Source organism: Paenibacillus cymbidii, from assembly GCF_004764705.1.
GTDB lineage: Bacteria > Bacillota > Bacilli > Paenibacillales > NBRC-103111 > Paenibacillus_AN > Paenibacillus_AN cymbidii.
Genome location: NZ_SHLX01000002.1, coordinates 225296 through 248905, shown reverse-complemented (window position 1 = coordinate 248905; position 23610 = coordinate 225296). Strand labels below are relative to the sequence as shown.

Annotated in this window: 16 protein-coding genes; 15 read left to right on the top strand and 1 reads right to left on the bottom strand. The window is 60.0% G+C overall.

What is annotated here, in order from left to right; translation table 11 throughout:
- The first annotated feature begins 45 nt into the window (after window positions 1–45).
- Window positions 46–2067 carry an alpha-amylase family protein gene (locus EXY20_RS04330; RefSeq protein WP_167858981.1) on the top strand — a complete coding sequence of 674 codons (2022 nt, stop codon included), beginning with the start codon at window positions 46–48 and terminating at the stop codon, window positions 2065–2067.
- Here the strand turns inward: EXY20_RS04330 and EXY20_RS04325 are convergent.
- Window positions 2054–5170 carry an ATP-binding protein gene (locus EXY20_RS04325; RefSeq protein ID WP_135548040.1) on the bottom strand — a complete coding sequence of 1039 codons (3117 nt, stop codon included), beginning with the start codon at window positions 5168–5170 and terminating at the stop codon, window positions 2054–2056. The genes EXY20_RS04330 and EXY20_RS04325 overlap by 14 nt on opposite strands.
- Before the next feature lie 117 nt (window positions 5171–5287).
- Between EXY20_RS04325 and EXY20_RS04320 the strand changes: the two genes are divergently transcribed.
- The 14 genes from EXY20_RS04320 to EXY20_RS04255 all read left to right on the top strand — a co-directional run bounded on the left by EXY20_RS04320 (window position 5288) and on the right by EXY20_RS04255 (window position 23601).
- Complete coding sequence (locus EXY20_RS04320; RefSeq protein WP_167858980.1) at window positions 5288–6241, top strand: helix-turn-helix domain-containing protein; 954 nt, start codon at window positions 5288–5290, stop codon at window positions 6239–6241.
- 27 nt (window positions 6242–6268) lie between these two features.
- Window positions 6269–6391 carry a hypothetical protein gene (locus tag EXY20_RS40230; protein WP_268965945.1) on the top strand — a complete coding sequence of 41 codons (123 nt, stop codon included), beginning with the start codon at window positions 6269–6271 and terminating at the stop codon, window positions 6389–6391.
- Window positions 6385–7314 carry a phytanoyl-CoA dioxygenase family protein gene (locus EXY20_RS04315; RefSeq protein WP_135548036.1) on the top strand — a complete coding sequence of 310 codons (930 nt, stop codon included), beginning with the start codon at window positions 6385–6387 and terminating at the stop codon, window positions 7312–7314. Before EXY20_RS40230 ends, EXY20_RS04315 begins: the two co-directional genes overlap by 7 nt.
- Before the next feature lie 1172 nt (window positions 7315–8486).
- The gene (locus EXY20_RS04305) at window positions 8487–10295 is read left to right on the top strand and encodes a sensor histidine kinase (RefSeq protein ID WP_135548034.1); all 1809 of its coding nucleotides are present in this window, start codon (window positions 8487–8489) and stop codon (window positions 10293–10295) included.
- Complete coding sequence (locus EXY20_RS04300; protein WP_167858979.1) at window positions 10292–11341, top strand: response regulator transcription factor; 1050 nt, start codon at window positions 10292–10294, stop codon at window positions 11339–11341. Before EXY20_RS04305 ends, EXY20_RS04300 begins: the two co-directional genes overlap by 4 nt.
- A 153-nt stretch (window positions 11342–11494) precedes the next feature.
- Window positions 11495–13108: an extracellular solute-binding protein gene (locus tag EXY20_RS04295; RefSeq protein WP_135548030.1), complete on the top strand. Its 1614-nt coding sequence runs from the start codon at window positions 11495–11497 to the stop codon at window positions 13106–13108.
- 67 nt (window positions 13109–13175) lie between these two features.
- Window positions 13176–14024, top strand: coding sequence for an ABC transporter permease (locus EXY20_RS04290; RefSeq protein ID WP_135548028.1), 849 nt, complete (start codon window positions 13176–13178; stop codon window positions 14022–14024).
- Between the two features lie 38 nt (window positions 14025–14062).
- On the top strand, window positions 14063–14926 hold the full coding sequence (locus EXY20_RS04285; protein WP_235885346.1) for a carbohydrate ABC transporter permease: 864 nt from the start codon (window positions 14063–14065) through the stop codon (window positions 14924–14926).
- Window positions 14927–14960: 34 nt separating this feature from the next.
- Window positions 14961–17447: a hypothetical protein gene (locus EXY20_RS04280; protein WP_135548026.1), complete on the top strand. Its 2487-nt coding sequence runs from the start codon at window positions 14961–14963 to the stop codon at window positions 17445–17447.
- A gap of 48 nt (window positions 17448–17495) precedes the next feature.
- Entirely contained in the window at window positions 17496–18842 is a 1347-nt protein-coding gene (locus EXY20_RS04275) for a neutral/alkaline non-lysosomal ceramidase N-terminal domain-containing protein (RefSeq protein ID WP_135548024.1), read from the top strand.
- Between the two features lie 279 nt (window positions 18843–19121).
- Window positions 19122–19910: a response regulator transcription factor gene (locus tag EXY20_RS04270; RefSeq protein ID WP_135548022.1), complete on the top strand. Its 789-nt coding sequence runs from the start codon at window positions 19122–19124 to the stop codon at window positions 19908–19910.
- Entirely contained in the window at window positions 19907–21634 is a 1728-nt protein-coding gene (locus EXY20_RS04265; protein ID WP_135548020.1) for a cache domain-containing sensor histidine kinase, read from the top strand. Before EXY20_RS04270 ends, EXY20_RS04265 begins: the two co-directional genes overlap by 4 nt.
- 113 nt (window positions 21635–21747) lie before the next feature.
- A complete protein-coding gene (locus EXY20_RS04260; protein WP_135548018.1) occupies window positions 21748–22698 on the top strand; it encodes an ABC transporter permease in 951 nt (316 codons plus the stop codon).
- A gap of 15 nt (window positions 22699–22713) precedes the next feature.
- Entirely contained in the window at window positions 22714–23601 is an 888-nt protein-coding gene (locus EXY20_RS04255; protein ID WP_167858977.1) for a carbohydrate ABC transporter permease, read from the top strand.
- The last annotated feature ends 9 nt before the right edge of the window (window positions 23602–23610 follow it).

Here is a 23610-nt window from a genome sequence, read left to right as displayed (position 1 = left end):
CGCCAAGGCAACACAAATTCGACTGACGAAAGAGGGGAATGGCCCGTGAACCCGGAACTGACAAGCCGGAAAATTCATCTCGACTTCCACACGCCGCATTGGGTGGAGCAAGTCGGGCAGAGCTTCGACGCCGAGCGGCTGGTGCAGACGTGGAAACAAGCGCGCGTGAACGCCGTAACGGCCGTGTTCGGCTACTGCGCCTGCGGCAACGCCTATTACGAAGGCGCAGCGGGGCAACAGCACCCCGGGCTGCAGCAAGATATGCTGACGCCGCTGCTCGCCGCCGCGAAACGGGAACAGATTCAGATTTATGTTCATTTTTCGACGGGCATTCACGACCGCGCCGTGCTGGAGCATCCGGAATGGGCGATGCAGCGCAAGGACGGCAGCCGGCTCGACACGGACGGCGGCCGCAGCTGGGGCTGGCCGTGCTTCAACAGCCCGTTCGTGGAGGAGTGGTTTTGGCCGCAGCTGCGCGACTTTGTGCCGCGCTTTCCGGACGTCGCCGGGATCTTCCTCGACATGGTCATGTACCCGGCGGACACATGCTATTGCTCCTATTGCCGACAGAAGGCGGCGGCGCTCGGGCTCGACCTGAACCGCCGGGAAGAGATGGAACGGTTCGAGCGGCTGACGCTGGATACGTTCATGGCGCAAACCAAAACGCTGATCCAATCGCTCGATCCGCAAATGGCGTTCACCAGCAACAACCAGTGGTACATCGGCGGCGCTCGCAGCGAGTACCTCGATTTCATCGAACTGGAAGCGCCGGTGAGCTGGAACAGCTACCATTACCCCATCGTCGCGCGATATATTCGCACGCTGCCGAAGCCGTCGGGCGGCATGACGACCCGTTTTCCGAAAAATTGGGGCTACTTCGGCAGCCTGAACAACGAAACGCAGCTGAAGTTTGAATGCGCCACCATCCTGGCCACGCTGGGCGCCTGCTGCGTCGGCGATCAGTTGCACCCGTCGGGGAAGCCGGACGAAGGCGTTTACGAGCTGATCGGCGACGCGTACGCGTTCGTGCAGGAGCGCGAGGCGTGGGCGCTGAACGCGCAGAGCGTTCCTTACCTGGGCATACTCGCCGACGACCAGCGCAATTGCCAGATTCGCTCCGCGCCGGCGGATTATTTCGCGCATCAGACGCCGGAGGCGCTGTATGGCGCCGGGTTGGCGCTGCTCGAAGGCAACCGCCATTTCGACGTGCTCGACCGGCTCTCCGAGCTGGCGCCGTACCGGCTGCTGTGGCTGGCCGAGAACCGGACGCTCGACACCGCGCTCATTCCGGCGATCCGCGCTTACGTGGCCGGCGGCGGCAAGCTGCTCGTCACCGGCAGCGAGTTGTGGCGCAACGCGGAATGGCGGCTGCTGCTGGAGGAGCTGGCCGGCGTCAAGCTCGCCGACATCGCCGCAAGCCCCGGCATCTTCGTGAAGCCGGGCGACAAGCTGGCCGCAGGCATCCCGCAAGTGCCCTATTTTGTCAAAAGCGCATATGCACGCTTGCTGCCGGGCAGCGGCGCGGAGGTGGCGGCCGAACTGATCCTGCCGTACGAAAACATCGATCCGTCCCGCCGCTTCGGCCATTACCATGCCCCGGCCGGCGAACCGAGCGGCAACCCGGCCGCCGTGATCGGCCGCTACGGCGCAGGCGCGGTATGCGTGGCGCCGCTGTCGCTGGCCGAAGATTACTTCTCGGTCGGCAGCCGGCATATCCGGCAGCTCGTGCTGAGCATGATCGACGAACTGCTTCCGGCGGAGGAGAGGCTGCTGGAGGTGGCGGCGCATTCGCCGGCCGTGGAGGTGTCGTTGATGCGGCAAGAGCAAAAGAATCGATGGGTGCTCCATTTGGTGCAGTACGGGGCCAAGCGCCATACCGGCAACACGGTGATCGAAGAGCTGCCGCTGCGCCGCGACATCCCGGTGCGCGTCCGATTGGCGCAGCGCCCGGCCGCCGTTTACGCCGCTCCGTCGCGACAGCCGCTCGACTGGACCTGGACGGACGGCGTATTGGAAACGATAGTGCCAGAGCTGCACATCCACCAGATGGTTGTTATGGAGTTGTGAAAGGGGCCGGCTTGGCGACGGCGAACGAAACCGAAGTGCCGACGCCGGGCCGGCTTTCGATCGTCAGCCCCTTGCCGCCGAATTGCTTGAGCCGGCGATGCGTATTGAGCAGCCCGATTCCGGTACGCCGGTCGGGCTGTCTTTCCAACAAGCGACAGACGACCGCTTCTTCAATGCCGACTCCGTTGTCGGAGACGGTGATTTCGGCGGCATGCCCGAGATCGGCGATACGAATGCGCACTTCCCCGCCCGCGCTCCGCTTCAGGATCCCGTGCGTAATCGCATTTTCCACCAGCGGCTGGATGGTCAGCGGAGGGATCAGCAAGCTCAAATTGTCGTCCACTTCCCATACGACCTGCAGTCTGTCCGCGAACCGCTCCTTTTGGATGAACAGGTAGGAGCGAATCAGCCTCAGCTCGCGTTCGATCGGCACCGCCTGGTCCGCATTCTGAAAGTCGATGCCCAGACGATAATAATGGGTCAGCTCCTGAACGAGATTGTCCATCTTGTCCATATCGATGCGGCTGAGCGCAGACAGCGCCGTAAACGTATTGATCATGAAGTGAGGTTTGACTTGCGCCTGCAGCAGCGCCGCTTCCATCCGCAGCCGCTCGTTTACCGTCGTCTTCAAATGCGTCAAGGCGCGAACCCGGACTTTCAGCTCCGTTGCGTTGACCGGTTTGGTAACGTAATCGTTGGCGCCGGAAGCGAAGCCCGCTTCGATATCCGCATCTCTGTTGCGCGCCGTGAGCAGCAAAACCGGCAGCTCCGCGACGGAGAACCGTTCGCGAATGCGCGCCGTCAGCTCCAGGCCGGACATGCCCGGCATAATGACGTCGGACAGAATCAAATCCCACCGGTCTGCGTCCAGCAACACCAGCGCCTCCGGGCCGCTGATCGCGGTAACCACCTCATACGGCTCCCCGGCAAAAATCGTTCGCAACACATTCAGGTTGACCGGATCGTCATCGACCGCAAGCAAACGCATCCGATCGGGCGAAGCGCGATGCGGCTGCGGATGCGCGGGTCCCGGATCGGCGGTGCGGCTGTCGGTGCGGGCAGCACCGTCTTTTCCGGACGGCTCTTCGGCTGCGGCGGCTTGCGAGGCAACGGGCGGTTCGATCGTTCCGCCTGCGAACAGCCGGAGCGTAAACGTAAATACGGACCCGACGTCCGGCTGCGAGCGAACCGTCAGCGTCCCCCCGTGCATGTCCACCAACTGCTTGCAGATGTGCAGCCCCAGTCCGAAGCCGCCGCTCAGCCCGGCGTCCACCGCCTGCTCGTACGGCTCGAACACGCGGTTCACCAGTTCCTCGTCCATGCCGATGCCCGTATCCGCCACCGAAACGATCGCCCATTCTCCTTCGATGTCCGCCTGCACCGACACTTCGCCGGCATGCGAATATTTCACCGCGTTGTGCAGCAGGTTGAACAACACTTGATGCAGCCTCGTTTCGTCGGCGAGGACGGGAGGGAAGTGAAGCGGCACCCGATTGCTCAAGTGAATCGGCTTGCCTTCGGTCATGAAGCGCAGCATGTCGATGACGCTTGCGGCAACGCCGTGTATGGAAATGCCGGCCAGGCTCAGGCGAATCCGGTTCTCCTTCAGCCTGGCCATATCCAGCAGGTCGTTCAGCATGTAGGACATGCTGCGGCCGACCTTGACCAGCAGCCGCAAATCGTTTGCGCTGGGGGCATCCAGCCGGACTTGTTCCCGCTCCGAAACCGATTGCGAAATATTGATGATGCCGTGCAGCGGATTGTGCAGCTCATGCGCCACCGTCGACAGAAACTCGTCCTTGCGCTTGTCCGCTTCCCGCAGCGCTTCCGCCAGCTTGCGCGAATCGTCCGCCATGCGGAAATAACGTTTGAACCAATAGGCGGAAAAGCACATCATCGCCACGATCAGATCGAACGGATAGGAAAGCATCCGGATACCGAACACATTGATCGCAAAAAGCCAGATCAGGCTGTTGATCGCCGCAATCGCGGCCAGCAGCAGGAAAATATTGTCGGCGTCGATTCGGGAGGTGGCCCGGTACATGACGACCGGCGTCAACAGGCAAGGCACCAACGTCAGCGCCAAATAAACCGGCGCCAGCGTCTGAATCGCGGCCACCGGAAGCAGCGCGGCGGAAAGCGCCGCGGCGGCGCACGCCAGCTCGAACGCGAGCGTTGCGCGGCGTTTCAGCCGGAGCGGCAGCATGTCTTTGATCAGCTGGTGCAGACTATAGCCGCCGGCCAGCAAGCCGATGTAAATGATTTTCAGACCCCATCCCAATGTAAACGGAATCCATTCGTACAATAACCGCTCTCCGTCCAGCAGTGTCCCCAGAATGACGCACAGGATCATCAGGGAGAAGTAGATCAGCCGCTTGTCCCGGCCCCCCGCCAGATACAGAATGAAGCCGTACAGCACGTGCATCGCATAGGCGACGCAAGCGAGCCAGACCATATTGCGGGAAGCGTTCATGTCGCCGATCAGCACATTTTCCAGGCCGAATTGGGCCGCCCGATTGACGCCGCCGCTGCGGAAATCGTCGAAATTGGCCGCCTGGATCACAAGGTCGATTTCGCCTTCGTTGTCCAGGAGGAAATAGACGGTGTAAGGAAGATCGCGCGGCGAATAGTCCTCCTTGCTGGCCGCCGGATGGCCCGAATGACCGAGAAGCCTCCCGTTGACGTATACTTCGGACGAGCTTTTGCTGCTCGGGATATGGATGCCAAACGACCGACCCGCTCCGGGATCGACCAGAATACGCAGCCGGTACGTGCCGAAGCCGTATTTGGCATGGCCGAACGGCCGGTCTTCGAATGCCCAGTCGCCGGACATCCGAATCCGCTGCGCAGGCGCAAGCGAGCCGGGAGCGGCAGCGGTATTGCCGGCTTCATCCCCGTACAGGAAGGTGCCGGGGTAAAACTCCCACTCGCCGCCAAGCGGCAAGGAGTGGGCAGCGAGCCCTTCCCAGCCGCGCAAATCGAGTATACCTTGAACCGCGGCGGGGTATCGGGCATCGGAGTGAAAATGCAGCCACAACAATCGAAAGCCGGTCAGAACGGTCAAAAACAGGACCGCCGCCAGCCAAATTTTTCTTTTCGTCATCATACTCTACATTTCGACAAAAGCAGGCGGGTTTCCTCTTGCTTCGCATGTACGGTTGTACTTCGTTCCCATGCCCGTTACAATGAAGTCAAAAACGTGCATGAGGAGGCTGCTCTCATGTCTGTCGACCCCGAGGCTGAACGAGCGCGCCAGCCGTCCGTTCAAGGCGAAGCCGTTTGCCCCGATCCGTGGATGCCGGAGCTGACGTTGACCGGCGATTTTACGATGGTTGCCGGCGCCAAGGTAGGGCCAAGAACGCTGGATGCGTACGAGCTTGTGTTTTTCCCGGGCGGCTCGGCCACGACCTACACCGCCTCCGGCGACACGTATGCGCTGGACCGTCCGTGCATGACGATCACGCGTCCGGGGGAACTGCACCAGTGTTTGTTCGATCCGGAGCAGCCGGTTCGCCATCTGTTTGCGGTGTTTTATTTTCCCCGCGAGGAAGGGCGACGCTGGTTCGAATCGTTCCTGCACGGGCATATTTTCATACCGGTGGATGCCCGTTCGCCTGTGCCGGCGATGTTCCGGCATATCCTGCATTTGTCGGACGCGCAGGGTCCGAACTGGAAACTGCGCTGCAGCGTGCTGCTGTTCGCGCTGCTCGAGGAGCTGCGGGAAGCGGCGGCTCTCATCGGCGCGCCGCAGCCGGAGGCGGAGATTCCGCACCCGTTGCGGATGGCCGTCGATTACATGGAGCGGCACCTGGCCGAGCCGGTGTCGATGGAGGAGCTGGCGCACCGGATCGGCTGGTCGCACGGCTATTTCGCCCGCGCCTTCACCCGTCATTTCGGCGAGCCGCCGAGCCGTCATCTGGGCCGGCTGCGGATGGAGCAGGCGGCGCGCATGTTGTTGTATCGCTCCGCTTCGGTCAAGGAGATCGCCGCGGAGCTCGGGTTTGCGAACGAGCACTATTTTTCCCGGCTGTTCAAGGCGATCAAGGGCATCTCCGCCACTGCCTACCGCGAGCGCGGTGCGGACTCCCGCTTCCGCCAAATCGTGCTCGGCAACGACCGCGACGTTCCGTATGCGACGAATCACTATTTTACGTATGGGCATCCGATGCCGTAACGAAACTGCATGAGGTCAAATTTATGCATGGATTCGACGGCTGCCTGCATGGCGGCGTGCGGCGCTGCGGCGGATAATGGGAGTATCGGCAGCGATGCGCAGGCGCGCCTGCTGCCGAACGACGACGACGGAGGAGATAGCCGATGCTGACGCAGGAGCAGATCGATTCATTTTATGCGAACGGATTTTTGGTCATGCGGGGAGTGGTGAAGGGGGAGGAGTTGCGGCTGCTGTCCGATGCCGTCGACGAAGTGATTCGGCAGGGCGTGGAGCTGCAGGGACAGCCGGGGCACGATCACCTGTATTTGCCCGGCGCACGCGGCAACAAGGTGTATTGGCGCTCGGAGAAAATGTGGACCCGGGGCGACATTTTTCTCGCGGCGACGGCCCATCCGGAAATATTGGAGAACATCGGCCAACTGGTCGGCGACAGCTTCGTGCCGTTCAACGATTCGCTCGTCGTGAAGGTGCCGTACGAAGGGGCGGCGGTCACCTGGCACCAGGATCCGCCGTACGGCGATCCGAAGCGGCTCGATTCGCTTCCGGGACCCAACTTTACGACTGACATTTACCTCGACCACTCCGGCACGGACAACGGCTGCGTGTATGCGATTCCGGGCCACCATCTGGTCGGCCACGTCGATTACAAGAGCAAGTCGGAGGAAGAGTTGTTCGAAAAATACGGCGCGGTGCCGGTGCTGATGGAGCCGGGCGACGTGCTGTTCCATTGCGTGTCGACGCCGCACGGCTCGCGGGCGAATTTGTCGGCGCTGAAGCGGCGCATCTTTTACATCCACTACATGACGGAAGCGGTGTGCCGCCAGGCGTATCCGAACTGGACGAGCCGGTTTGCGGCGGACGGCGGGCTCGATCTCGAACTGTACGCGTCGATGCTGGAAGCGCGGAAACGGCTCGGTTTCGCCGGCATCGAGGAGACCGGCACGGTAGCGTTCGACCGGCGCGGTTTCCGCTTCACCTCGTCGCCGAGCGCGGCGGTGCACGACTGGGCCGATCGTTTCGCGGCGATCCCCGCCGCAGAGAAGGAGCGGCTGAAGCGGCTGCTGCCGGTATAATGATCTTCCTGCCCCGCCGTTCGGGAGAACGGTGGGGCAGGAAGGGTTGCAGCGCATGAAACATGCGCTATAGGGCATCCGCGGCCCCTGGCGCGGGCTTGCAGCGCATGTTTCATGCGCTATTAGGGCTTCCGCGTCCCCCCAAGTGCCCCAAGTGCCCCAAGTGTCCCAAGTGCCCCAAGTGCCCCAAGTGCCCCAAGTGCCCCAAGTGCCCCAAGTGCCCCAAGTGCCCCAAGTGCCCCAAGTGCCCCAAGTGCCCCAAGTGCCCCAAGTGCCCCAAGTGCCCCAAGTGCCCCAAGTGCTCCAAGTACCCCAAGTGTCCCAAGTGCCCCAAGTGTTCCAAGTACCCCAAGTACCGCAAGTACCGCAAGTGCCTCAAGTGCCTCAAGTGCCGCAAGTGCCCCAAGTGCCCCAAGTGCCCCAAGTGCCCCAAGTGCCCCAAGTGCCCCAAGTGCCCCAAGTGCCCCAAGTGCCGCAAGTGCCGCAAGTGCCTCAAGTGCCTCAAGTGCCTCAAGTGCCCCAAGTGCCCCAAGTGCCCCAAGTGCTCCAAGTACCCCAAGTACCGCAAGTACCGCAAGTGCCTCAAGTGCCTCAAGTGCCGCAAGTGCCGCAAGTGCCTCAAGTGCCTCAAGTGCCTCAAGTGCCGCAATTGCCTCAAGTGCTCCACGGCGGGAGAAATAAGGCTGAAATCAGCCTTGCAGCGGCGGTTATGCGAGCAGCGGGCAAAATAAGGCTGAAATCAGCCTTAGAGCGTCGATTATGCGAGTAGCGGGCGAAATAAGGCTGAAATCAGCCTTGCAGCGGCGGTTATGCGAGCAGCGGGCGAAATAAGGCTGAAATCAGCCTTAGAGCGTCGATTATGCGAGTAGCGGGCGAAATAAGGCTGAAATCAGCCTTAGAGCGGCGGTTATGCGAGCAGCGGGCGAAATAAGGCTGAAATCAGCTTTACAGCCGCGCCTTTGCTAGCAGCGACGAACCCCACAGCGGCTCGAGACGGCTTTTACCATGCTGCGCCCCCGCCAGGGCGCACCATAATGCCGCTTCGAACGCGGCTGCTCATCCCGGCTAAGCCGTGACAAGGAGGTATATCGCGCAATAGAGGGGGAGTTCCGCTTACCGCCAATTGCTGATACACTGAACGGAAATACGCCTGTGCGGACGGGAGTGGTTCGGTGGTCGCCAAAATGCGGGAATTGTCGCTGAAGACGAAGCTGATCGTGTTCATTTGCCTCTTTTTTTGCATCCCCTTCCTGATGATATCCATTAACTGGCAACAACGATCGAGCCGGTCGATCGAACGGATCGCCGTCGATTACGACAAGCTGCTGGTCGGGCAAATTCAGGACCGGCTGGATACGTATTTCAAGGATCTGGCCAACGTCATCTCGCCTTTGCTGGTGCATCCCCTCGTGAACCAGTTCATCTACCTGCAGCCCGGCGACAAATACGGCATTTTTTCCGTCGGGCAACAGCTGCAGCGGGAAGTGTTTCCGAACGTCCTGTTCTTCCGCAGCGAAGTGGCTTCCTTATCGCTGGTTTCGTCGCTTGGCCCCGTGATCAGCAGCGTAAGCGAGCTGGACGCCGCCGGGCGGTATCCGTCGATTGTCGACAAGCTGGCGAGCGACCGTTCGTTTCAGGTGCTGAACGTTACCCAAGTAAACGGCAGGCCGACGATAACAGCCGCGCAGCGAATTGCCGACCGCACGCTGATCGAACCGCAGGGCGTGCTCGTCGTCGACATCTACCTGGACGAGCTGACGCGGTTTTTCGGCGATATGCAGCTTGGGCAAAGCGGCTATATTTGGATTTTCGGCAGCGACGGGGAAGTGATCTTTCATACCGATCGCGGGCGGATCGGCCGGGTTCTCGAGCCGGAAGCGCGCGCACGCTTCATTGGCGAAGGCGGCTATTACCTGCAAGACGCCAAGGACGGGAAGAAGCTCGTCTATTTCAGCCGATCCGCGCTGACCGGCTGGAACGTCGTTTCCGAGGTGCCGATTCGCGAGCTGAGCGGCGATCTGCTCGGGTTGCGCAACGCTTCCGCCTTGTTCATGCTGCTGCTGGTCGCGCTTGCGCTGCTGGCCGGCGGCGGCGCCTCGCTTTCGGTCACCAGTCCGCTGCTGAAGCTGCAGCGGCTGATGAAGCGGGCCGAGTCTGGCGATTTGAACGTGGCGGCGCCACGCAACGCGCTCTACGTGGAGATCGACAGCCTGAATCAAGGCTTCAACCGGATGATGGCGGAGCTTCGGCGGCTGATTGAAGTCGAGCATCGCGCCGAGCTGCGGGAGAAGGAAATGCAGCTGCAGCAGAAGGAATCGATGCTGCGCATGATGCAGTCGCAAATCAATCCGCATTTCCTGTACAACACGCTGGAAGTGATCAATTCCAACGCGATTGTCGCCAAGGCCTGGCCGATCAGCCGGATGGCGACCGCGCTGGCGCGCATATTCCGCTACAGCGTCAACCACGCCGGGGGGCAGATCGCGCTGCGGCAAGAGCTGGAACACATTCGCACCTATTTGTCGATTCACGCCGAACGCAATCCCGATTTTACGCTGATCTGGGAGGTCGACGAAAGCAAAGCGGAACACGCGCTTGCGGTAGGCATGATTTTGCAGCCGATTGTCGAGAACGCTTTCATACACGGCTACGATCGACATAAGGAAAGCCCGGATTTCATCGCAATTCGGGGCAACGAGAAAGAGAGCGACTATGTCGTTTCGATCGTCGATCGGGGCGGAGGAATGGATCCGGCCGTCATGGGCAAAATCAACGATGCCTTCGGCCGGACCGAGATCGATATCGAGCCGGCAAGGGCTTCCGGGGAAGCGGCTTCCGGCGGAATCGGGATATGGAATGTGCACCAGCGCATCCGGCTTACTTTCGGAGCCGATTACGGGGTGCGGGTTGCCAGGTCGGACAGCAACGGGACGACAGTGGAAATTCGTTTGCCTATGGCATCGAGGGGGGAACAAACGTGAACAAGGTCTTGCTGGTGGACGACGAATATGCGGTCAAAATAAGTTTGCGGGCACTGATCGCGGAGGCGGATTGCGGCTTCGAGGTGGTGGCGGAAGCGAAAAACGGCGTCGAAGCGCTGGAACAGGTCGAACGGTTCGCGCCGGATCTGCTGTTTATCGATATCAAGATGCCGAAGATGGACGGACTGGAGCTGCTCGCTCGTTTGTCCGCGCGCGAAGGGGTGCGGGAGATTGTTGTCGTGTCCGGTTACGACGATTTCGAGTACGCCCGGCAGGCGCTGCGGTATGGAGTCAAGGATTACATCCTCAAGCCGATCGAACCCGAGCAGGTTTTTGCCGTGCTGGAAGGCGCAAGGAAACGGCTCGACGAATCGGCGCGGGAGATGGAGCGCGAAAGCCGTCTGACCGCGTATTGCCGCGATCTGGCCGAAGGTCTGGCCGAGCGGTTGTGGCTGCTGGAAGAGCGGCCGCTGCTGGACATGCTGGAACGCATGGAGCGGCAATTGCGCGAGGAAGGCGTGTCCTTGCGGCAAGCGAAGCAAATGTACATGAACGTGACGTCGCTAGTTCTTCATGAGCTCGGCGGCAGAGGCCTGGAAGCGCCGGACGAAAGCTCCCGCAAGCTGATGGAGGCGGATGACGGGCAAGCGTTTGCCGCGATGAAGGAAACGATGGCGGAAACGGCCCGACGCATCGGCCGCAGCCGCAATATCGGACAGCGGGGCGCCGTTGGTCTGGTGCTGAAGCACATCGACGCGCATTTCCGCGAGGAAACGCTGTCGCTGTCGGAGACGGCGGCCCGCACCGGCCTGTCGGCTTCCCATCTGAGCTTGCTGTTCAAGGAAGAGGTGGGCGTCGGCTTCATCCAATATGTGACCCGAAAACGTATGGAGCTTGCCAAGGAACTGCTGCGGGACCCGCTGCGCAAAGCGGCGGAAATCGCCTACGAAGTCGGGTATGCGGACTATTCCCATTTCAACAAGGCGTTCAAAAAATATTGCGGTCTGTCGCCCCAGGAATACAAGAAACGGTTCGGTTCCTTTTAGCTTTTACAAGAAACGGTTCGGATCTTATTAGCTTGCAACTCGCCAAAAAAACAACCACATTTCGAAAAAAATCGCCTGTATTCGTTTCGTCCCTTTGATTATGCTTAAACCGCACGATAAAACGCTTCCAAACGAGAAAAGGGAGGAAATCGCATGAAAGGTCGTCCAGCCCAAAAAGGATTGGTCATGCTGACCGCCATGTCGCTTCTGTTGACGGGCGCGCTCGCCGCTTGCAGCAAATCGGACGGCGGCAAGTCGGCCGGCTCCGCATCGCCGGCAACGGCAAGCGCCGCACCGGCGTCCGGCAGCGCCGCGCCGGCAACGCCGAAGGAGCGGCCCAAGGTAAGCCTGCTCCTGTCGCACGCCGCCGTTATTTACACGAAAGGCGTCACTAACTGGAAGGACAACGAGTACGTCAAGGAATTGGAGCGGCTGAGCGGATTCGATTTGCAATACGAGTTTCTCGGCCACTATCCCGATTTCATTCCGCAATTGACGACCCGCTTCGCCTCGGCCAATCTTGCCGATCTGATGCGCACGGAAGGAATCGAATCGTCGGCGGCTCCGGGCGCGATTGACGCGGGTGCGTTCCATGAACTGGGGCCGCTCATCGACAAGTATGCGCCAAGCCTGAAGAAGCTGATACCGCAGTCGGCCTGGGACAGCCCGAAGGTGTCGAAGAACGGCAAAATTTACGGCATTCCGGCAATGATCGAGCCCGTCGCTTCGCGGGTCGCCTACATCCGCCAGGATTGGCTGGACAAGTTCAACATGAAGGCGCCAAGCACGCTGGACGAATGGCTGGCTTATTTCGAAGCCGTCAAGAAGAACGACAAGGACGCCATTCCTTTTGCCGTTCGGGAAAATATGGGCTACAGCGAAATGTTTTTCGGCGCCTTCGGCGTGTACCCGACCGATTGGACCGTGATAGACGGCAAATACACGCCCAACATGATTCGGCCGGAAATGAAGGAAGCGATCAAGTTCTGGAAGATGCTGTATGACAAAGGCTATGTCAACAGCAACATGTTTACGAACAAGGCGGCGGACTGGACGGCGGCGATTACGCAAGGGAAGGCCGGTTCCTGGATGCACGACGCGCCGAACTATGCGACCTCCTTCGTCAATCAGATGCAGGACAAATCGGTCAAGCTGGCGATGATTCCGGGCCCGGTCGGTCCGAAGGGAGACAAGGGATTGTTCCCGAAATCGGACGGCATCTACTTCGTCTTCGTCATCCCGACCAAGACGAAAAATCCGGAGAACGCGCTGAAATTCCTGGAATGGGCATGGACCAACGAGGATGCGCAGAAGTTCTGGGCGTACGGCATTAAGGATATCAACTACAAGGAAACGAACGGCAAAATCGAATGGAATCCGGAAAATCCGCGCAACAAGGACAACGGCGAAAATCTCGTATACCGGCTGTCGCTCAATCCAAAGGGCGCCGGCAACAACGCGGACCGTGTACTGGCGCTGGATCCGAACTATGAAACGATCAAAAAAGGCATTCAAACGGCCGACGCTTCGGCCATCGTGACGCCGATGGTCAATATGCCGCTCCTGAGCCCGTTCAAAACGAATCCCGAGCTCGTACCGGGGCTTGGCGCAGGAACGCTGTTCCTGGATATGTTCGCCAAGGTCGTTACCGGCAAGGAAGAGCTCGACAAGGCGTTCGACGCCTTCGTGGCCGAATGGACGAAACGCGGCGGCGACAAGGCGATAGCGGAAGCGACGGAATGGTACAACAAGTCGGTGAATAAATAAGGCCCGTTGCCGGTCCGCCGCAAGGCTGGCCGGCAATATGCCGTCGATTCGGCAAGAGGAGGGTGCGATGACCGTGAAGAAGCTGCTGAACGACTCCGCGCTGTTATGGCTGATCGCGCTGCCCGGCATCGTTCATCTTGCGGCATTCAAATACGTGCCGCTGCTGGGCAATGTCATCGCGTTTCAGGATTACAATTTGTTCAAGGGCATCTGGAACAGCCCGTGGGCCGGCTTCGACCATTTTCGCAACATGTTTGCCTATGCGGAGTTTTACCGGATTTTGAAAAATACGCTGACGCTCAGCTTCTATTCGATCGTATTCGGCTTTCCGGCGCCGCTTGCGCTTGCGCTGCTGCTGAATGAAGTCCGGCACATCTGGGTCAAGAAGTCGGTGCAGACCTTGCTGTATTTGCCGCATTTTTTGTCCTGGATCATCGTTGGCGGCATTTTCATCAATATGTTCGAGAAATGGTTTACCGACGAGCGTTATTTTATCGGCATGCTGGTGTCGATCGGCATCTGGAAGGAAATCGGCTGGGGCATGATCATTTATTTGGCGGCGCTGGCCGGCATCAATCCGCATCTGTACGAGGCGGCGAAGGTCGACGGCGCAGGGAGATGGCGGCAGATGTGGTACGTGTCGCTGCCGTCGCTTATGCCGGCGATCGTTGTCCTGTTTCTGCTGCGCATCGGCAACATGCTCGACGCGAACGTTGAGCAAGTGCTCGTGTTCCTCAATCCGCTCGTCCGCGATGTCGGCGAGGTGATCGATACGTACGTCTACCGGATTGGGCTGCTCACGGCGCAGTTCAGCTATTCGACGGCGATCGGCATGTTCAAGTCGCTCGTCGGATTCCTGCTTGTCGTCGGCTTGAACCGGCTCAGCAAACGAATGACCGGCGAGAGTATTTACTAAATACGCCGCGGCAAGCGGGAAGAAGGAGGAGAGACGGAGTGAAGGCGGAAACGAGATTCCAGCTTGTCAACAATATCGGTCTGATCGCGCTCAGCCTGACGATGATTATGCCGATGATCCATTTGCTCGCCGTGTCGCTGAGTTCGCCCTCCTATGCCGCAGCCAAGCTGGTCGGTCTTTGGCCGAAGGGCTTCAACGTCCGCGTGTACGAAATGATAGTGGGCTCCGGTCCGATGTGGCGGTCGCTCGGCGTGTCGGTCTGGATCACCGTGACGGGGACGCTGCTTGCGCTGCTGTTGTGCTCGTCGCTTGCCTTCTCCTTGTCCAGGCCGGCCATGCGGGGACGGAAGTTTCTGCTGCGGGGCATCATCGTGACGTTCATTTTTACGATTCCGCTCATTCCCGGTTACCTGGTCGTACGCGGCCTGGGCATGGAAAATACGCTGTGGGCGCTGATCGTGCCCGGTGCGGTGAGCGCGTTCTACATCATCATTATGAAGACCTTCTTCCAGGGGTTATCGTCCGAACTGATGGACGCGGGCAAAATCGACGGCTGCACCGAATTCGGCAACTATGTGCGCATCGTGCTGCCGTTGTCCAAGGCCGTGCTGGCGACAATCGCCCTCTACCATGCCGTCGGCCAGTGGAATTCCTATTTCGGCGCGCTCATCTTTATTCGCTCGCGTTCGCTGATGCCGCTGCAGATCATTCTGCGCGAGTTCGTCCAGCAGGATGCGGCCAACAACATGCAGCAAGCCGTCCCCGAAATGATGGCGGCCAGCACGCCGGAGATGATCAAGGCCGGGGTAATTATTTTCGGCACGCTGCCGATTCTGATCGTTTATCCGTTCCTGCAAAAGTATTTTGTCAAGGGAGCGACGCTCGGATCGCTGAAGGAATAGCGATGCCGCAATGCCCGAAACGGAGGTTTCGTTGATGACGAAAGAGACGGTCTGGAGCATCCGGGTACCGGCCTGGGAGCGAGCCGACTGCAACGACTGGACGCGGCGGCTTGCCGCTTCCCTGCACAAGTGGACGGCGTTTGCCGAAACGTTGTACCGGGATTGGCCGGATCGGCCGCGTTGCGGCCATTTTTTTGGCGGGGCTTATTGGTACGGGCTGGAGACTGCGCATACCGCAGCCGTCTTCGCGGCGCTTGCGGCATTCCCGGAGCCAGGCGCGGCGGCCGTATACAACGCGGACCAGCTAGCCGAACGCGCCATTCGCGCGATTCGTTATTTGGGATTCACGCACGACACGGGCCCGGAGGAAAACGTGCGCGCCCAAGGCGTCAATCCGCGGTGCAGCGGCACCAAATGGGGAGGGCGCCACGACAGATATTTTATGGCTACCCAGGTGGGCAGTACGATTTCGTATGTTGGACTTGCGGCCTGGCTGCTGTGGGGGCGTCTCGACGACGAAACGCGCCTGCTGGTGCAGAACGTCGTATCCTCCTATGCCGACCGCTGGTCGGACGAAGAGCCGCGCAACGGGACGTATTTCGATACGCAGCTGGAGGAGAACGCCTGGACGGGCATCGGCATTTTTACCGCCGCCTTGCTGTTTCCCGATCATCCGCATAGCGGCAAATGGTGGGACGCCTATCGCAAGTGGAATCGCAATACGACAACGGCGGTGCGCGATCGGCTGAAGGAACGGTATGCCCCCGGCGTGGGGAATGTGCCAGGCATTACGGCGATTACGCTGCACCCCGACTATACAACCGAAAATCATGCGTTCGTTCATCCGACGTACATGGCGGCCAGCATGCATTTTCGCGGCCGGGCGATCGCCAATCTGCTGCTTGCCGATCTGCCGCTCGATACGACGGATACGCGCAACGATGCGGAGATGTACGAACGAACGCTCAAGTGCTGGGCGGAAGCGGACGGCATTCCAAGCTCCGTGCAAGGCCAGGATTGGTGGTACAACCAGCAGCACGGCTTTCTGCACGTCCATGCGCTGATGAACGTTGTGCATCGCGACGGGGAAGCGGCAGCGCTGGAGGAAATGGCGCTGTCCACGATCGAGGCATTGCAGAACAGCAATGACAGGGGCTGCTATCTGGAGCAGCACGGCGAGTTATGTTCGATCATGCCGCAAGACTATCAAACCGCGATCGATATGGAGCATCTGTCGGCGACCCATGTGCTGAACGCGTTCCTGATTCACAAGCTGGGCGGCAGCGGCGCCATGCCGGAGGATGCGGAGCAGCTCGCGGAGCGGCTGTGCGGCGTGCACGAGTACCCGTTCGGCGGCTTCGTCATGCACCGGACGCAACGGACATCGGCTGTCTTCAGCTGGCGCAGTCACGCGATGGCGCTTACGCTTCCCCGTCATGGCGCGTGGCTGCAGACGCCGCTCTACGACAGCTATACGGGTACGGTCAAGCTGGCGGACGGCGCAGGCGCCGGTGCACCCTGGCACGAATCGTTCGTCACCGAAGCGAAAAAGCATCGCATCGATGTAAGCGAGGACAGCTTTGCCGCTTATGCGCAGCTGGAGCGAGGGGACGGCCGATTGCTGCAGCATGTCGGATTCGTTTCGCTGCCGGACGGCAGAACGGTGTATGGGGAACAATTCGAGGCAAAAGCGGACGTAACGATCGCGGCAAACGAAACCGGCACGATCGGCATTCGCAACGAGCGTTATGCCGCCCTGCCGGCATGGGCCAAGGGATATCGCATGCTGCATACGCCCGGACAGACGCGTCGGTTTGACAGCTGGCGCCCGCACGGCAGCGATACGATTGCCGACTTCCTGGCATGCGCCTATGTCAATATCGACGACGAAGCCGGCTACCTGCTGTACGGGTCGAACGGCGTACGTTATTACAATCAGCATCAATATGCAAAATGGAAAGGCGGCGAGGACCGGCTGGTGCTGAACTATCGCGCCGAGCCCGTCTTCTTGGCGGCGGGCGAACGTACGGCCCCGTTCGCCATCGTCAGCATGATGTACGCTACTGCCGCCGAAACGGCGGAAGCGGCCGCGCGCGGGAGAATGCACAGCGCAACCGATGCCGCAGGGGAGATGCCGTCGCGTTCCGCCGTTTGGACGGACGATCGTTATCTGGTGTTTTTCAACTGTGCGGAGAAACCGGAAATGTTCGTGTTCTCGGAGACGCTGGAAGCGGGAACGGCGGCGATCCCCTTGTTCGAAGGCGTCACCCGGATCGGCGGCGGCGGGTATACCTGGAGCGGCGCGCTTCCCGCCGAACGCGCCGGTTATCGCGTCAGTCGCGGGACGGTAGAGCTTGCGGCTGCGGGTACGGCACAATTGGAGGTCGTCGTAACGGCGGACGCTGTCGTTTGGATGAATACCGGCAATGGGCCCGTTTCCTTGGTGTACGCCCGCCCGGGCGAAGAAACGTCCCCCGAGCGGATCCATTTGGCTGCCGGAGCTTATTGCCGTCAACGATAATCGAAGCCAGGTCGGGGAAATCCGGCTCGCAGAAGGAGTAGACGATCGATGAAATTTTGTTTGTCCACCGCGACGATTACGCCGGACGAACCGGTGTTCATGAACGGGTTTGGGGCGAGAACGCATGCCAGCGTCGGCGTGCTCGATCCGCTGCTGATGAAAGCGGCTCTGCTTGTGGCAAACGAAGCGCTGCTGATCGTGACGATCGACGCGCTCGGCTCCGACCGCAGCTTTACCGTCGGGATTAAGGACGCGTTGCAAGCGCGATTCGGGCTGGGGCACGCGCAGGTCATGATCAACTTCTCCCATACGCATCACTCCGTCTTCCTGACGGGAACGGACGTTTCGCTGCGTCGGGGCGGGTACAGCATGGGGCAGTCCGGATGGATGGACGACGAACGCGCCATCGATTACACGCGCGACGAAGCGTACTTCGCCTTCGTGCGCGACACGCTGCTGCGTATGGTGGAGGCATGCTACGGCGGGCTGGAGGATGGCGAGCTGCATATCGGGCGCACACGCTCCGATTTTGCCATGAGCCGGAGACGGCCGGTCGGCAACGGAAGCGTAACGTGGTCGCCCTATCCGGAGGCGGACATCGACCGCGATCTGTTCGTGCTGCGCTTGAGCGATCGAGCGGGGCAAGCGAAGGGGGTTCTGTTCAGCTACGGCTGCCATACGACGGCTATGGGGGCGAACAATGATTTGCTCTCGAACGATTTCGCCGGTTATGCCGCCGCCAAGGTGGAGCGCGCGTATCCGGGAGCAACCGCGATGTTTCTTCAGGGCTGCGCAGGCGAATTGAAGCCGCTGCACAGCGCGGAGCAGGACCGGTTCATCTCGTGCGACCCGGCGCAGACGAAGGAGGCGGGCGAATATTTGGCGGACGATGTGTTGGCGCTGATGCGGCAAGGGGAGTTCGCCCCGGTTGCGTGCCGGTTTCATTCGCTGCTGCTCGACCCGACCTTGTACACGGAGCGCACGCCGGCAGCCGTTTACGAGCGTATGGCCGACGATCCGGGACTGGGGGCGTTCCATCGCGCTGCGGCCAAACGGACGCAACAAGCGATCGCGAACGGCACAAGCCGGGAAACGTTGCCGCTATACATCGGCGTGTGGCAGCTTGACGCGGACACGACAATCATTGCGCTGGAAGGTGAAGTGTCAACGCAATATTCGCTGCTGATCAAGCGGCTGTTCGGCAATGGCCGGATGATCGTGCTCGGCTATACGAACGGCGTATTCAGCTATGTGCCGACGCGGCAAATGCTTGAAGAGGGCGGATACGAGGCGGAGAGCAACTATTTCTTCGATTTGCGCGGCCCGTTCGTCCCGGAGATCGAGGACATCATCGTGGGCCAAATCGCCAAAGCGCTGCTCTTGACACAGAAATAGGCCATAAAAAATGGTCTATTTGCCCTTTGTGGCTTGTTTCACGGGAAATAGCCAGTGATTTCACTGGCTATCGTGGCCTAACAGCGCCAAAATCGAACATTTCTACGGAATAGCCAGTGTTTTCACTGGCTATTTTTGTGCTGCACGCCGTTTTTGGCGAAATAGGCAATAAAACATGGCCTATTTCAATGCCGAAAAAGAGATTGACTTCTCCCGTGACATTCTTAATACTTTGTCGTAAGTCAAAAAGGTCATCGTGAACATGGGGGAGGATGCGGCATGTTGACCATGCTGGTCGTCGACGACGAAAAAATCGAACGGGACGGAATCCGGTTCCTGGTGCGAAAATACGGGCTGCCGCTTCATGTCGAGGAAGCCGCCAACGGCGAAAAGGCGCTCGCGCTCCTGCAGCGTTCGCCGGTCGACATCGTACTGACCGACATCAAAATGCCGTTCATGGACGGCCTCCAACTGGCCGCCAAAGTGCGTGAATCCGGCAGCGCGGTGAAAATCGTCATCCTGAGCGCATTCGTCGAATTTGATTATGCGAGACGGGCATTGCCGCTGCAGGTGGAGCATTATTTGCTCAAGCCGGTCGAGCCGGGCGAGTTCGCCGACGTCATGAAGCGCGTGATTGGGCAGTGCGAAGCGGAGCGGAGCGCCGCCGTGGCGGAAACGCGCATAAGGCGCGCCGAACGTCCCGGGGCCAGTGCGGACGAAGACCCGGCGATCGACAAGGAGACCGCCCGCAAGGCGATCGAAGAGGTGCTGCGGCGCATACACCGCGACTACCGCCTGGACATGGCGTTGGAGACGCTGGCGGAGCAAGTGTACTTGTCGCCGAATTACTTGAGCCGGCTGTTCAAGAAGGAAACCGGCACAAGCTTCGTCAAATACGTCACCGCCTACCGGCTGGACAAGGCGTGCGAGCTGCTGCGCCGCACGAACATGAAAATTGTCGACATTGCCACCGAAGTCGGCTATCCGAACTTTTCGTATTTCGGCTCGTTGTTCCGTCAGCATTACGGCACGACGCCGGCCAAATACCGCGAGGGGGACGGCCTGTGAACGCGGGGCTGCGCGCTTTTCACAACATGCGGTTCCGGTGGAAGCTGGTGCTTACGTATCTCGTCGTCATTCTCATCCCGCTGCTGACGCTCGGCTTGTACTCGTTTCATCAGTCCAGGCTTTTTTTGCGCATGCAGGCGGAGCAGTCGCTGCAGGCGACGACGCTGTCGATGGCGGAGAATCTGAACGCCCGGCTGGCCCGTTACGACGAAATCGTCAAGTCGGTTGTCGCCAACCCGGGCTTCCACCGCATTTTCGCCAACCGTTATCTCGATCTGAGCGTCATGTCGGAAGATATCCGCGGCATACTCGAGCCTTATTTCGCCACGGTGATCAACTTGAACCCGGAAATCGAGCAGATGTCCGTTTATTCGCAAGGATTGCCCGAATTCGGTTCCTACATGATGGACCTGGAGCGGGTTCGGGAGGAGGCGTGGCCGGACCAAGCAATCGCGGCGAAAAAAACGGTATGGTCGTTTACGCCGCAGTCCATCGAGCTTGCCCGGGCGTTTCCCGATCTGTTCGTCAACAAGAATACGGCGGTGCTGTACATCCGGCTGAACCAGGCGCAGGTTTTGGGCGAGCTGGGGGCAAGCAACCTCGAACGGTACGGCGTCGTTGTCGCCGACGAAAAGCAGCGCATCGTGTTCGCGAACCGCAACGCGCCGGGCATAGCGTCGCCGCCCGCCCCCGAACGGATCGCGACGCCAAGGGACGGCATGGCGAACGTGGACGGCACGTCCTATTTCATCGTACGCAAGCCAATCGCACTGGCTGGCTGGACGCTGACCGTCTATATTCCGGTCGAGCGGATGGCCCGGGACGCGGGCGCCATCGTCAAGGCGACGGTCGTCGTCGTGGTGATCTGCCTGCTGGCGCTGCTCGTGCTCGTCTGGATTTTTTCGCGCACGCTGCTGAAGCCGATCCGCCATCTGAACAAGAAGATGATGCAGGTCGAGAACGGCGACTTGCAGGTCGTTGCGTTCAGCACGGCCAAGGACGAGATCGGCGAGCTGACGAACCGGTTCGGCCGCATGCTGAACCGGATCAACGAGCTGATCCGCGAGACTTACCAGAACCGCATCACGCAGAAGGAAGCGGAGCTCAAGGCGCTGCAGTCGCAGATCAACCCGCATTTCCTGTACAACACACTGTCGATCATCCACTGGAAAGCGGTCATGCGCGACGCCGACGACATCGGCAGCATCGTGAACGCCTTGTCGCGCTTTTACCGCACGGCCTTGAACAAAGGCTCCAACGTGATCCCGATCCGCAACGAAATCGACAACATCCGCTCCTATCTCGACATCCAACTGGTCATGCACGACCACAGCTTCGATGTGTCGCTGGCGGTCGACGACCGGTTATACACCTGCGATATGCTCAATCTCGTGCTGCAGCCGATTGTGGAGAACGCGATCGAACACGGCATCGACCTGATCGCGGAAGGCCGAGGCAAGCTGACGATCGAAGGGAAGCTTGAAGGCGACACGGTCGTGTTCGACATCGCGGACAACGGGCCGGGCATCGCGCCTGCGCTGCGTGACCGTCTGCTGACCGAGCAAACCGAAGGCTACGGGCTGAAGAACGTACACGAGCGCATTCGGCTGTTTTTTGGCGAGCCTTACGGCATTACGATCCTTTCGGAGCTTGGCGCGGGCACGCGGATGCGCATCCGTTTCCCGCAATACCGACACGAGCCGCCCGAGACGGACTGGACATAAAACTGATAGATTTGGCGAAAATCTGATGCTTACCCGCCCGGGACCGCTTGTTATAGTGAGGGCATAGGCGCCTGGCCGCCGCCTTGCACTAGCGTTAGGGAGGGGACACGCAAATGGAAAGCACCGCGCCGCACCTTCGCGGAAAGACCGGCATCGCGACCGTTCGGCGCAAGAGACGAAACGAATACCGCACCCTGCTCTTGATGCTGGTTCCCGGAATGCTTTATTTTCTGCTGTTTCACTATTTGCCGATGTACGGGGTTGTCGTGGCATTCAAGGATTTTAAAATCACGCAAGGCATTCTCGGCAGCGGCTGGTCCGGCTTCAAGCAATTCGACCGGGCGTTCGCCGATCCGCACTTCTACGTCGTCATCCGCAATACGGTGCTGATCAGCTTCTACAAGCTGCTGTTCGGCTTTCCGGCGCCGATTGTGTTCGCCCTGCTGCTGAACGAAGTGGCGTGGGCCCGCTTCAAAAAAGTCGTGCAAACGGTTTCCTACTTGCCGCACTTCATTTCGTGGATCGTGCTCGGCGGCATCGTGATCAGCTTCTTTTCGTTCGACGGGCCGGTCAACTGGGTCATCCGGCAGTTCGGCGGCGATCCGGTGCTTATGCTGGCCGACGAACGCTACTTCCGCAGCGTGCTGGTCGCCACCGACATTTTCCAATCGTTCGGCTGGGGGTCGATCATTTATTTTGCGGCCATTGCGGGCATCGACCACCAACTGTACGAGGCGGCGATCATCGACGGAGCCGGACGGCTGCGGCGCGCCTTGTCGATTACGCTGCCGATGCTGGCGCCGGTCATCGTCATCATGCTCATCCTGCGGATGTCGCATATTCTCGACGCCGGGTTCGACCAGATTTTCAACCTGTACAATCCGAAGGTGTACGACGTGTCCGACATTATCGACACGTACGCTTACCGCAAAGGGCTCACCGAAATGGAGTACAGCTACTCGACCGCGATCGGACTGTTCAAGTCGGCCGTCGCTTTGGCGCTCGTCGTCGCCACCAACTACGCCGTCAAGTGGATTGGCGGCAAGGAGCATACGTTATGGTAGGCGAGGGGGATGCCTGTGGGAACGATCCGGAAGACGGCCGGGGAAAAAGCGTTTGACGCGCTGCTGCTGCTGGCGCTCGCCGCCGTTGCGGCAGCGACGCTGTATCCGTTCTGGAACCAGGTGGCGCTGTCGCTCAGCGACGATGCTTCCGCATATTCGACCGGCATGCTGCTCGTGCCGTCGAAAGTGACATTTGCCAGCTACGGCCTCGTCGTGCAGTACAAACAGCTGTGGGTCGGATACGGCAACACGGTCGTGCGAACGGCGCTCGGCGTCCTGCTCAGCGTACTGTTCACGGCGCTCACGGCTTACCCGCTCTCGAAGCGGGGATTGCCCTGGAACCGGCTGTTCACGACGCTTATTTTGTTTACGATGCTGTTCAACGGCGGGCTGATTCCGAACTATTTGCTGATCAAAAACATGCATCTGTACAACACGCTCTGGGCACTTGTCATTCCGGGCGTGATCGGCGCGTTCAACGTGTTCATCATGCGCAACTTTTTCCGCTCGCTGCCGGACAGCCTGGAGGAATCGGCCAAAATCGACGGCGCCGGGTATGGCCTCATTTTCCGCACGATTGTGCTGCCTTTGTCGAAGCCGGTGCTCGCAACCGTGGCCCTGTGGGTAGCCGTGTCCCACTGGAATGCCTGGTTCGACAGCATGATCTACATTTCCGACCCGGCCAAACAGGTGCTGCAGGTTGTCCTGCGCCGCATCATCGTCGAGAACAACGTCGAGGACCTGAACGCCGCCTTGTACCGGATGGGGGAACCGTCGAAGTTTACCGGCCGGCAGCTGCAGGCGACAATGATCATGTGTTCGCTCATTCCGATGCTGATCGCGTATCCGTTCGTGCAGAAGCATTTTGTCAAAGGCATCATGCTGGGCGCCGTCAAAGGGTGACCCGGCAAC